This window comes from Wolbachia endosymbiont of Chrysomya megacephala, from assembly GCF_008245065.1.
In the GTDB taxonomy this organism is placed as follows: Bacteria; Pseudomonadota; Alphaproteobacteria; order Rickettsiales; family Anaplasmataceae; genus Wolbachia.
Map to the genome: position 1 here is coordinate 1206888 of NZ_CP021120.1, position 13557 is coordinate 1220444.

Sequence of the window (13557 nt, forward strand, 5' to 3'; positions counted from 1 at the left end):
ACTCCAAATTTGAGCTAATTTTACTATAAATCAACATGGTTAAGACCTATACTTGATATCACTACTATAAGAGCATGATGCTTTAAAGGAGCACGGAAACTGCTGAAGCTTATACAGTAACCTGCGGAGCCACTTCAGCAGAATAAACAAACACATGCCAGTATTAGTAGAGAATTATTTATAAGTCAACTAACTTTTTCAAAAATATTTTAGCAAGAACATCAGTGTTGTGAAAAAAAGTTCAAAACCTTCCAGCCTTGGTAACTATTTACACAATACATACTTTTAGCTCTTAGCTATCTAAGGAATTCACTGGAGATTGATTACTATAAATGTAATTCATATTATGCTTAGTAATAAATGTATCGGAAAACGAACTTTTAACAGCACTCCATGTACTCGTATCAGGATCATTTTGTTTTCCTTCTATAACTTTGTCACAAAACTTCCCGACAGCATAACCTACTTAAGATGACTATTTCTTAAGACTAGATCACTGATTAACTGCTCGAGATAGACCTGCTTGTTTAACATAAGGTTGTTGGAGACTACCTGGCTGTTGACCAAAAGCAACCACAGAGCTATGTCTTACATCTACCTCTACAAACTCATTACCAATTTTTATAAGGGAACCTTCATCTGTTGCACCTTTATTAAAAACAGCATATATCAGTTTCACTTTGCCAGCATCAGTAATTACCTTATACGCTTCACCTTCTTTATATCTTTTCAACTGGTCCTTAGCATCTTTTTCTTTTTTATCCAATTCTCCTTTCTTAGCAAATTTTAGCTCTATTCCAACTGGGGGGTATTCTTTTTTTTGATCAGTAGCATTTATAACCAAAATAACATCCAACTTCTCTCCACCACCTATTTGAAATTCAGTAATAACTTTTATATTATCTTCTCCGTAGCTACTAAATAAACCATGCAATACAGCTTGAAATGTAGCCTCATTGCTTATTAATGATTTGAAAGGATGTAGTATATGAGAAATTTCTTCAAATAGTTTTTTGTAATCATCATATTTACCAGATTCTATAGCTTTGCTCAAAGCTGCTTTAAATTTTTTATTTTCCACAATTCGAGTAAAATTACCTTGTAAAATTTCTTTACCTCTTTTGTATTTGTCCAATGAGTCATACGTATTTACTGTAATTCCCTTATTCTTATTACAGTACTGATCAAATGGATTCTTATTACTAGGCGTACTGTATAAGTTACAGGTTATTTCTTGTATCTTTATGTCATTGACGTTTTGAATTCTCCTAATATTTTCAATAGGAATTCCTTTATTATCTGGCACTCTCAATGCAAATTCATTTTTTTCATTTATGTTGAGTATAAGCACCTTCTTACCTAAAGTTAGCACTATAGTTGTAACACAATCCTCAATACTTTCTTTTGCTGCTTCTGGGCGTTTCTGTGATCCAGTAACCATTTTATCATTTTGATCATAAATAAAAATATGTTTACCTAACTTTTCACGCTTAATAATATTAGAAATAAGTACTAGCTGACCTAAGATCATTCTGCTGACATAATTAATATTATCACTTCCACCATTGCTCCAAACAATTCCATAGTAAAGATACTCTAGCTGTGTTCTTATCACCTCAGCATTCGCTGCTTCAGTGCCAAGTAACTTTTCTATTACAGAATTACCTTCTCGACTAAGAAAATTTTCTACATCAATTTTAACATTTTCGTGATGAACCATGTCAAAATTTAATCCTACACAAATAGCTTCATTAGCTATAGTAATCATTCTTATAGAGTTAGAAAAAGAGCCCTTAACATAATCTTGTGCTTGCTTCAATGCTTTTATCACTGTACTTATCTCACCAGTACCTGCTTTAAGCTCAATAATAATAGGAATAGAGCTTAGCGACTTATCAGAACCGCGCACAAGTAAAATAATGTCTGCGTAACCTTTTCCAGCAAATAATTCGAGATAAAGTTTTAGGTGAAAACGATACTTAAAATTTATCAAAAACCCAGCTAAAAACCCATGATGACTTGATTCTTTACCGCTAAATAGAGTTTCTTTTTCATATTTCTTATAGACATTTGTAATATAATTAAACATTCTTCTAGCGTTCTTTTTTACTTCTTCGAAATCTTGATTACTCAATTTTGAAATTAAGCTCTCTAGGTCTTGTTGGTCACGATCTTTTTCTATTTCTGTAAAACCTTTTTGTGAATAATCAGTCTTTTTACTAAAAGCTGGATCAACCTTTCCGTACTTTACTTCTTTTCCTGTAATTGTTATTTCATGCTCTTCTTTTTCTAGTTTATCAAACTCTGCTCCCATTTTCCATTTCTGTGCTATTTTTTCTAACTCTCCTTGAGAGAACTTTAGATGCATGTTACCATCAACTTGATCAGACATCGTTATACACTTAAGTCCCTCATTAGTTAATATAGCTATTTTTAAAGTTCTATTATCATCAAAACGAAAATGAAGTTTTTTAATACCAATTTTAGTAGCAAGTTCTGTGTCTAATACAGTAGCAAACATACCAAAAAAGAAACTAGGGAAAAAGCCTGGCTTTCCAACTGAATGCAAAAAAGAAGGAGATTGATTGATAAACGATTGGAACCTTTTTTGAAAATCTAGGAACTCGTCTTTTGATTTATTTCTCATTAACAGAAGCTGTACCAACTCAAGCGGCTTGACATTACTTGGCATATTACTCCTATTTGCTATGGCTTAAAGATTTTATATTATATGGGGTATCAGTCGTACTGAGACTTGACTGTGGCAAAGTATCACCAGCTTCACGCAAAATTGATTCTTTAGAAGCTTCTTGAGCTAATTTAGAAAATACTTGTTCTCCTAACTGCAATTTTTTACCCCCATGAAATAACTGAATTTTACTTAATACAGAATCTTTAACCTTTATCATCTCTTCACCACTCATTTCTTTTACGTGCTTTAATATCTTCCCTAATATTTCTTCTTTACTTACCCCTTGTCTACTTGGATCCACAATTAAATTTGCTATTGTATATGTAACTGAATAGTCTACAAAAATAGAGGAAATAGATTGCTCCCCGCGGTCTTGAGTTTTTAATTTTATTATACGTTCCCAAACATTCATCATACATTTTTTTGTTTCTTCAGACAGATCTGGATTCTTCAGTACTTGATCTGATAATGAAGATAAAAAAGTTGTGTAACGTTCACATTCAATCTGACTACACAATCGGATTAATTCCATAAAAGAATCAAAGTAATACTGACCTACTAGCACATTCAACACTGCATAATAAGTATTTTCCTTATAACCTCTATCTAGTAATTTTTTCTTTTGCTCATCATCCATTTTAGACAGGCAAAACTCTATGGTGTCTACTTCTTTGTAACCCTTTACTGCAGATAAAGCTGCTTCAATTAACAGATCATCTTTATCTTGACTAGAAATACTGGAATCATTGTGTAATTTATTATAGAAGAACTCTATACCTTCTTCCCAGTTTTTATTAGAATTTATCTGTATGGATTTTTGCAAACCTTCAACTGATTTATATTCGTTTAGTTTTCCAATCTGCTTATCAATAAGAAAAGACCAGAAAGCTTCTATAGGGCTAGTTTCTTCGATATTTTCCAATAATTCTCTTCTCAGATCATCATCAGATCCATCTTCTTCAAAGGCACTTCTCTTAAATCTCATAAATACTTGTTCAAATAATCCAGGAATCTTATCTTCTAGACAATATTTACATGCCAAGTAATATCTATCTGCAAGATCAAGCGGATTTTCTTTTCCATTTTTATTTTTTTCTTCAGTTAGCCTTTCACCAACAGCTTTATTCTTTAATTTTATTCCATCCCAACAAGAATTATCAGAGAATATATCAGAAAAAAAAATTAGTTTTTCCTCATCAAAATCTTCAATTAATTGAATATAAGCCCTCAACCATCTTTCTACTCTAAGGTGTTTTCTTGCTTTAACTTGATTATCGTCGCCTTTAATAGCACCTTTTAATATATCAAGTATTTTATTGTAATTGTGATCCAAACCAGATTCCATACCCGCAACCCCATTTTGTATTTTAATATAAACTTTAGTCTAGTAAATTATCGTTGCCAAGTCAATCTTTTTCTCCAAACCTTACCACTGCACAACAGGAAATTTCTTGAGAGCCAAGTATGATATTTTCATTCTAATAATTAATTATTATAAAACATTTTTATTTACGAAAAAATAGACCTTGTTGTAACTAAAGAAACGTCTATTTTAGTGCTGCAAAAATTTGAATTATTGACTCTTTCTAAAATTGCAAAAAAGGTCGTATATTTGCGAGAACAAGCCGCATAGAAATAAGGTTATAAAAATAGAAGGTTTAAATTATTTTCATAAGCTTAGGCAAAACAGTTCGTACGTAGGTTTAGTAAAAGTGAGCCAATATAGCTGATTTCAGCGTATAATGAAATTATTATCTAGAAAAGTTCGTATGTATCGTTTGGTAGACCAATCCATTCCAAAACAAACTCTTCTCACGTCTCTTGATTTTGAGCACTGGAAATGGTTAATTTGCTTGAGATCTTAATCATATATCTTGCCAAATTAATAGTATTTTACTTGCGGAAGAATTAATAAGCGTATGATAAAAACAGAATTAAAAAAAAATGAAAGATCAGATTGACCTTATCAAGAGGCTCTTATTGAAAATTATTGCAAGTCTAAAATTTTCTATAATATTACTGGCCCTTTAATTTAATCAACAAGTAGTAAAATCTTTTATAGATATTAATCCATTTTTACCTTTTAGTGGACTTATTTATTAATATTAAATTTTGCATTTCTTATAATATTATTTACAGTCTCAATATCATTATTAAAAGAGCGATATGCATTTTCTACTGAAGTTTTATCATCAACGAAGTAGTGATAAGGATTTCGCATGGTTCTGTCGCATCTATAAATTGTAGTACAAGAAGATTGTAAAAACTGGAATTATGAGAGTTATAGAGCCATTAACATAGCAAAATTTTCAAAAGTAGAACCATTATCATTAGCTTTAATAATTTGTCTTTTTTGAATCATACGAATATTTTCTATGCCTGTGATGGTAATCTTTGCAGAATGGAAGCTTTTAAACCCAAGCATTGGTTTTATTAATTTTTTGATAAATCTATGATCTTGTTCAACAATATTATTTAGATATCTTACTTGAAAAACCGTGATTCTATAAGGTTCAGGAATTTCCGTATTCAAGTCATCAAGAGCAGCAATATTACTGCCGCTTTTATCAATTACTACTTTCTCAGGAAGATTATTCCTTCTAAAGGCTTTACGAAAGAATGCAAGTGCTGCAGACTTGTCTCTACGAGTACACAGCAGAAAGTCTACAGTATTGCCGAGACTATCTAGTGCTCTGTATAGATAAACCCATTTACCGTTTAATTTTATGTAGGTCTCGTCCATTCTCCAGCTACTGCCAACCTGCTTCTTCCTTTTCCTCAACTCTTCATCTATCAGTGGCACAAATCTGATAATCCACCTTTGTAGCGTAGCATGATCAATTTTCGCTCCTCTTATACTCATCATTTCTTCCAAATCTCGATAGCTCAAAGAAAATCGACACTTCATGTATACTGATAACATTATTATCTCTGCTGAAAAGCTAAATCCTTTGAAATAGGGCAATAATTTTGGACTAATACGCAACATCTTTGCTTTTTTAAAGATGATTATATTACTTCTTTTCTATTTTCCTACAAATGAAACTGACTTCGCTCTATAGATGCGACAGAACCCAGCAGAATGATCTTAGGTCAGCTAGTACTTATTTCTAATATTATTAAGCGTGAAAAGTTAGGTAAACATATTTTTATTTATGATCAAAATGATAAAATGGTTACTGGATCACAGAAACGCCCAGAAGCAGCAAAAGAAAGTATTGAGGATTGTGTTACAACTATAGTGCTAACTTTAGGTAAGAAGGTGCTTATACTCAACATAAATGAAAAAAATGAATTTGCATTGAGAGTGCCAGATAATAAAGGAATTCCTATTGAAAATATTAGGAGAATTCAAAACGTCAATGACATAAAGATACAAGAAATAACCTGTAACTTATACAGTACGCCTAGTAATAAGAATCCATTTGATCAGTACTGTAATAAGAATAAGGGAATTACAGTAAATACGTATGACTCATTGGACAAATACAAAAGAGGTAAAGAAATTTTACAAGGTAATTTTACTCGAATTGTGGAAAATAAAAAATTTAAAGCAGCTTTGAGCAAAGCTATAGAATCTGGTAAATATGATGATTACAAAAAACTATTTGAAGAAATTTCTCATATACTACATCCTTTCAAATCATTAATAAGCAATGAGGCTACATTTCAAGCTGTATTGCATGGTTTATTTAGTAGCTACGGAGAAGATAATATAAAAGTTATTACTGAATTTCAAATAGGTGGTGGAGAGAAGTTGGATGTTATTTTGGTTATAAATGCTACTGATCAAAAAAAAGAATACCCCCCAGTTGGAATAGAGCTAAAATTTGCTAAGAAAGGAGAATTGGATAAAAAAGAAAAAGATGCTAAGGACCAGTTGAAAAGATATAAAGAAGGTGAAGCGTATAAGGTAATTACTGATGCTGGCAAAGTGAAACTGATATATGCTGTTTTTAATAAAGGTGCAACAGATGAAGGTTCCCTTATAAAAATTGGTAATGAGTTTGTAGAGGTAGATGTAAGACATAGCTCTGTGGTTGCTTTTGGTCAACAGCCAGGTAGTCTCCAACAACCTTATGTTAAACAAGCAGGTCTATCTCGAGCAGTTAATCAGTGATCTAGTCTTAAGAAATAGTCATCTTAAGTAGGTTATGCTGTCGGGAAGTTTTGTGACAAAGTTATAGAAGGAAAACAAAATGATCCTGATACGAGTACATGGAGTGCTGTTAAAAGTTCGTTTTCCGATACATTTATTACTAAGCATAATATGAATTACATTTATAGTAATCAATCTCCAGTGAATTCCTTAGATAGCTAAGAGCTAAAAGTATGTATTGTGTAAATAGTTACCAAGGCTGGAAGGTTTTGAACTTTTTTTCACAACACTGATGTTCTTGCTAAAATATTTTTGAAAAAGTTAGTTGACTTATAAATAATTCTCTACTAATACTGGCATGTGTTTGTTTATTCTGCTGAAGTGGCTCCGCAGGTTACTGTATAAGCTTCAGCAGTTTCCGTGCTCCTTTAAAGCATCATGCTCTTATAGTAGTGATATCAAGTATAGGTCTTAACCATGTTGATTTATAGTAAAATTAGCTCAAATTTGGAGTCATAAGCAACTTTTAACCTCTCTATATACTCCATTGTTACTCACCATAAAAACTTAACAAAAGCTTAACGACGTGAGCAGTAAAAAGATTATGGTTATTGACTTAATGTTACATATCGCATACAATATATCATATATCTTAGCTTAAGGGGTAAGTATGAGTGAGTCTACTGGGATGGTAAAATCTATCATCAATCTACTAAAGCCAAAATCCAAATCAGAACTATATGATTTCGAATATGAGTCCATTATAGAACATCTATCATCTAAAGAGCATTTATTAAATGAGCTGATGAATGATATGTGGTACTCAGGAGACTTACCATCAGTCAGAAACTATAATGAACCATTATCTTTGATAGATAGCAAACTTGGATTAAGTGAACAAATTTGTGTTTGGTTTGCTCTGGACCATGATCTTACGCCAAGTCAAAAAATTTTAAACAAAAAGTTACTTAGTGCTCTAAAATGTTTAGCTTCTAACTGTGGTTCATTTGATAATACTGAGCCCCTTGAAGAATTTTTACATGATAATAAAAACAATAAAGATTTAAAAGTGATTCTTAACCTAAGAAGAGGAGAATCTCAATCAACAGTATTGCATGCAATTGCAGGAGCAAACATTGGTGGATTTCGTCGCACAGGAAATCAGGCTATAGATTTACTCTTAGAAGCAGGCGCAGATCCTAACATACAAGATAATAAAGGAAAAACACCATTATACCTTGCTGCTGCCAAAGGTCACCACGATAATGCAAACTCTCTTCTTTTGAAAGGAGCTAAACCTAATATAACAAGTAGAAAGGGCAAAACTCCACAACAAATAGCAACTAATAAACTCTGCTATAATATAGAAGAATTATTTTTAACTGATAAACAGAAAAAGTTGAATAAGGAATTGTATGACTTACTTGTACTCGATTCAGACTGCACTAAAAATTTAAAGGAGTTTTTAAGTAAGCATAAAAGAGATTCAGACCTAAAAGTAGTGCTAAATATTAGGCAAGGAATGGGTGAATCAAAAGTGTTTTCGTATGTTGATCGTTTTGCTTGGGATAATGAAGATCTTGCTCAAGAGTTAAGAAAAATATTTCTAGAAGCAGGAGCATTAGATTATGGTATAAATATTTATCGTCAGCAAAAGAAAGGACAGGTCAGTAAATTACTCGTTAATTTAACCTCAAATCAAAAGGAAAAGTTAAATGAGTTTTCTGATAAGGTGTTTCAGGCTCAAAACATGGCTGAACTTGAAGAGATTGTAAACGATGCTATAAAGTCTGGTGTACGATTAAACTATTCTCTTTCACAAGATTTCTTTTCAGGTAATGAGTACACTTTTACCGATTATGTGATGAAAAAAATCAGTGAGTTGGAAAAAAATCCTAAAGTTGCTAGTAATATAATATGTCAATTAGTATCAAAAGGGGCAGTGTTTGGTAATACAGTTGATGCTAACACACTGACATCAGAATTTAAAGAGCATAAAACTAACCTAAAAAAAGCTTATAGAGATTATATTAGCAATTCTCATAAGTTTATTGAAATCGCAAAAAGTGCAACCAATAGCGAGCTAAAAGATGCAAGAGTAGACAACTCCGTTTTTTACTTAGAATATTCTAAAGATAGTAAAATAGACATTATAAAGATAACAGATGGGGCAAGGGATTTAGGTCTAACAGATGGAGATGTAAAGTGTGGAAGAAATATAGTAAAGATCGGTAATAGTGAAGTAGAAATTAAAACTGAAGATGGCATAAGGAATTATACAGATCTTACAGAAGGCAGCAGTATAGTATTAACTTTCTATACTAGTTTGGGAGAATTGGAAGTTAGATTATATCCTGATGAGAACAATAAAAAATTGATAAGAGTAGAAGTGAGCGATGAAGATCTATTTGAAGAAATAGCAAGTCATGAAGAAATAGGGCAAAATTGCTTATTGGGAGGTTTATCGGTTATTGAAGCTATAGATCAAGGTGTTTTTGCTAGATCTGGTGGATTAATGCATCCTGAAGTAATAAGCGAGTCTAACAACAAATGGACAGAACGTGAAGAGTTAAGAAGAGTTTCTGACTCTAGGGGAGAAATTGCTAGGTAAATTATGCAGCTAACCACTTTTGCATCTAGAGTGATTATGCTTTAGTATATAATCAAGTTCTGTAACACTGTTCTAACCCCAACTATGAATTAGATTGTAGGTAAATTATTGAAAATCACTACTTTTTTAGTTAAGTTTGATCAAATTTAAAAGTAGCGTATGCATCATGCAGCTAATACCAACACTCATTGTTGGGAACGCAAATGATAAATTTGTTTAACTTCTCAATTATAGGCAAAAACAGCTCTTTTTCATGTGTTTCATAACTAACGGAAATTGGTATTAGAAAAATTATACTTGCATTAGCTTTTATTCATGCTAATTATGTACATAATATATCTATAGATTGAGGGATTATGATATTAGAATATATTTTAGGAACTAAGCAAGTTCATGCAAATGGTGGATTAGCTACTGAAGAACAGCACATGGAACGTTTTGGTCAGCAAACTCTGGAGCCTAGTCCATCATTGTTAGATCAAGAACAAACTGATGACTGGCATGAGTCCGTTGTTGAAGACAACAATACTGTTGTTGAAAGTTCTTTTATTCCAGAGAATTCAATTTTAATGAATTTAGCAAATCTGTTAACTGAAAGCGAAAAAGTTTCGATTGATGAATTTCATGACAAGATGGAAAGTATAATGAAAGAGTTTCATGAAAATAGATACGAAAGTTCTGCAAAGGTCACTCTAGAAAAGATGGAACGTTTAATAGATGAACATTTGAAAAGAAAAATAAAGCTAAATTTACGCTGTGATCACTATGAACGTAGTGTGTCGAATTTTATATTTAAAAAAATAATTGACATTGCTAATGCTAGCAGTGTTATGCGTATAACTCCTACTACTATATCACGTTATAAGGACAATGGGGAAGAGGCAATAGATGAGTGGGAAGAGGCTTTAGAACCTTTATTCAATATTGTCAATAAGCTACTATTAGCAGGTGCAAAAATAGAGTCTGATTTTTACAATGATAGAATGATAGGTGAAACTATGTGGGGAAGTGATGAGCCTATTTTTACAGAGTGTAAAAAAATTAAGGACAAACTGAAAAGTATCGCATATGAAGGTTTAATAAATAAGAATGAACAAGTTCAAGATGATGATCTGCAAGTAGAAGTAGATAACAATCTTGTTCTTTTTAGGTGGCCAAAAAACAGTATTGTTGAAGTTGGAAAGGTTATGAATAGTAAGGTGAATGAAAACTTTAGTATAGAAAGTAGCATCCTACAGATTGGAGAGAGTATAGTAAGAGTTGAAAATATAGGAGGAAAAAGAAATTATACAGATGTCTTAGGAGATAGCATTGAAATGTCCTTTACCACTGAAGTAGGCGAGATTAGTATTCATCTGTATCCTAGTGATAGTAATATAATAAAAGTAAAGCTTGATGGAGAGAACCAGGAGAAGTTTAACAAATTAAAAGATAAATCAAGTCTAGGAGAAAGCTGCTTTTTAGGAGGAAAAAGTGTTCTACAAGCTGTTAACGATAAAGGTTTTGAAAGAAACGGTAGAATACTTATAGAGTCAGCTGAAACTATTAAACAATCAAATTTTGTAGTGAAAGAATCAGGTGTCCCATCTACTCTTATGAGGCCAATCGATAGTTTAGACCAGCTGCAAAAGGTGGGAGCTTCGAAAGAAATAGTAGTGTGTTAATGAAGTCAACTAAAATTAGTAAACAAAAGAAAGGTCTTGGAGGGTAAAAAAATTGATGTATCTTCAAAGTAAGATTTTCTTAGGTATAAACTATACTCTCAAGGTGAGAAGAAATAGTAGGGGGATAAGTGTTGACTTAATAATTTAGAGATTCTTCTAAAGAAATTATTTTTCTCTCTTGATGTTTATTCTTTTATAGGTATAGCCTTTTGTGTTTGATTGAATTGACTTTTGTGATACCTACAGAATTTCCTTTATCACCCCAACTATGGATTAAATAAAGAGATAAAAGTGCAGCTAAGAAGAGGAAAACAGGGTAAGCTCAAGTATTTTATCAATAATTAAGAGGTTACCCATGAAGAAAGATATTACAGAACTTTACTGTTGCGTCGAGGATTTTTGTCGCACAGTCGATGATAATTTTGCTAATATGCTCCTATCAAAAGGAAGAAAACCCACTAGAATAACGGACTTCGGAAATTCTCACCATAATTCTATTATATCATCAATCCCCTTGCAAAAGTTTCAAAGCTTTTTACCTACTTTATCTGCCACTTTATAAATCTGAGTTTTCTAAATTGCCAACATATGACCGATTTATCGCTCTTAAATCACGGGTTTTATGGATTACTTTTGCAATGGTTCTGCAAACAAGCAAAAATGACAGGTATTGCCTACATAGACACTTCTACAATCGCTGTTTGCCACAAAAAAAGAATCTCCAAGAACAAAGTTTTTGATGGTTTGGCAGAAATTAGTAAGAGCACATATGGTTGGTTTTTTGGCTTTAAATTGCACTTGGTAATTAATGAAATTGGAATCACTTACTCTAACCAAAGGTAACGTTGATGACAGAAAACCTGTGCCAACTCTCACTAAAAGACTGACCGGACTTTTGTTTGGAGATAAGGGCTATATAAAGAAAGAGCTCTTTGAGAAACTCTTTGATAGAGGCCTAAAACTCGTCACTAAAGTAAAAAAAGGTATGAAAAACGTACTCATTTCACTTAAAGAGAAGATTTTACTAAGGAAAAGATCGATTGTTGAGACTGTTTTCGACTCCTTGAAAAACAAATTTGAGATTGAGCACACAAGACACAGATCGCCAACAAATTTCCTAATTCATGTTTTTTCTGTTCTGATTTCCTATTCCATGCAGTCGAAAAAGCCCTCTATTTCTATGCCTTTCTTTGCTGGCTAATCCATAGTTGGGGTTTTATCAGACCCACCACATGATTCAGCGGGAGAAGGGCTATCAGGTTCTTACGCAATAACTTTGGAGTTCTGGAATCGTTTCATATGTATGTTTAAGATTATCACTATTTTTATTACATAGTTAAGTATCAGTTCCTGTAAAACTAGTTTACCTTAATTCTTTGTTTTAAAGTATTGGTTTTCTGGCACATAGTCTTTTCCATTGCCTATTGCTTTTGTAAATTGAGATTCTAAGCCGTAAAACTTCTCCAATTGGTCACTCCATAACATTGGTACTTCTCTTAAATAAGCTAGCTTCAAATCTCTTGGCTGTCTCCCATTTACTATGTCTTCCTTTATTTTTGGAGCTAAATAATTTAATCTCAAAATTTGCTGTATACGTCTTGTACCTATATTAATTTTGGCACTCATCTCTTTAACACTTCTATACTTTCCCTCTTCTAGCTGACGTTTCCATAGGTGAGCTCTCACCACTGCTTTCAGTAGTGCATTATTTGTTTTCCCTTCTGGCTCTACTACTGTGCATTTATTTCCTTTCTTTTTTATTGGTATAAATGTTTCCTCTGACTCAGAATGTACCTCTATTCCATCTTCTCTTATCATTACTCCCTTTATTAACTTTTTCACTACTTCTTTCTGCTTTCCAAAACTTAAATTTTCCCATTTTTCTTCGGTCTTTTCTCTCCAATTTTCATATATCTGCTCCGCTTTCCTCATCACTTCTTTTTCTACTTCTCCTGCTATTACATTTCGGTTTTCTGATTCACAACCTTTTCCCCTTAAATGATTGTTGCATACGTAATATCGATATCTCTTATTCTCCTTTTTTGCATATGTCAGTGTCATATTCACATCACAGCTCTTGCACTTAATTATTCCCCTAAGCAGTGCTTCCTCATATTTTGCTTTTCTATATGGTTGATTCCTTATCAATTCCTGCGCTTTTTGCCACTTTTCTTCTTCTATTATTGCTTCATGCTTTCCCTCATACTCTTTTTCATAATGTTTGATTTTTCCCATATATATTGGATTTGTTATTATTCTCCTTACCGTCGCTTTTTTAAAGATATCTGATTTTGTCCGGTATCCTTGACTATTTAACTCCCTTGCCAATTCTGCCATTGATTTTAGCTCCAAATATCTTTCAAATATGTGCCCTACTATTTTTGCTTCTTTTTCATTTATTATTAATTCGGTTCTGTCGCATCTATAGAGCGAAGTCAGTTTCATTTGTAGGAAAATAGAAAAGAAGTAATATAATCATCTTTAAAAAAGC

At 32.4% G+C, this 13557-nt stretch carries 6 protein-coding genes and 2 pseudogenes; 4 read left to right on the forward strand and 4 right to left on the reverse strand.

Annotation, left to right across the window (positions count from 1 at the left end):
- Positions 1-493 precede the first annotated feature (493 nt).
- From CAI20_RS05760 to CAI20_RS05770, 3 genes are all read right to left on the reverse strand, one after another.
- Positions 494-2692 (reverse strand): hypothetical protein, encoded by a 2199-nt coding sequence (locus tag CAI20_RS05760; protein ID WP_096097234.1) that lies wholly within the window; start codon positions 2690-2692, stop codon positions 494-496.
- Between the two features lie 7 nt (positions 2693-2699).
- The gene (locus CAI20_RS05765; protein WP_149168925.1) at positions 2700-4037 is read right to left on the reverse strand and encodes a hypothetical protein; all 1338 of its coding nucleotides are present in this window, start codon (positions 4035-4037) and stop codon (positions 2700-2702) included.
- A 936-nt stretch (positions 4038-4973) separates the two neighbouring features.
- A complete protein-coding gene (locus tag CAI20_RS05770; protein WP_149168876.1) occupies positions 4974-5681 on the reverse strand; it encodes an IS6 family transposase in 708 nt (235 codons plus the stop codon).
- A gap of 93 nt (positions 5682-5774) precedes the next feature.
- On the opposite strand from CAI20_RS05770, the gene CAI20_RS05775 reads away from it, so the two are divergent.
- The 4 genes and pseudogenes from CAI20_RS05775 to CAI20_RS05790 all read left to right on the forward strand — a co-directional run bounded on the left by CAI20_RS05775 (position 5775) and on the right by CAI20_RS05790 (position 12267).
- The gene (locus CAI20_RS05775) at positions 5775-6812 is read left to right on the forward strand and encodes a hypothetical protein (protein ID WP_246111586.1); all 1038 of its coding nucleotides are present in this window, start codon (positions 5775-5777) and stop codon (positions 6810-6812) included.
- Between the two features lie 649 nt (positions 6813-7461).
- Positions 7462-9402, forward strand: a complete 1941-nt coding sequence (locus tag CAI20_RS05780; RefSeq protein WP_149168924.1) for an ankyrin repeat domain-containing protein — start codon at positions 7462-7464, stop codon at positions 9400-9402.
- Positions 9403-9758: 356 nt separating this feature from the next.
- Positions 9759-11066 carry a hypothetical protein gene (locus tag CAI20_RS05785; protein ID WP_019236482.1) on the forward strand — a complete coding sequence of 436 codons (1308 nt, stop codon included), beginning with the start codon at positions 9759-9761 and terminating at the stop codon, positions 11064-11066.
- Positions 11067-11421: 355 nt separating this feature from the next.
- Positions 11422-12267, forward strand: a pseudogene (locus CAI20_RS05790) (IS982 family transposase).
- Between the two features lie 239 nt (positions 12268-12506).
- On the opposite strand, the pseudogene CAI20_RS05795 reads toward CAI20_RS05790, so the two are convergent.
- Positions 12507-13475 (reverse strand): annotated as a pseudogene (locus CAI20_RS05795) (recombinase family protein); the annotation flags it as partial.
- Positions 13476-13557: the final 82 nt, after the last annotated feature.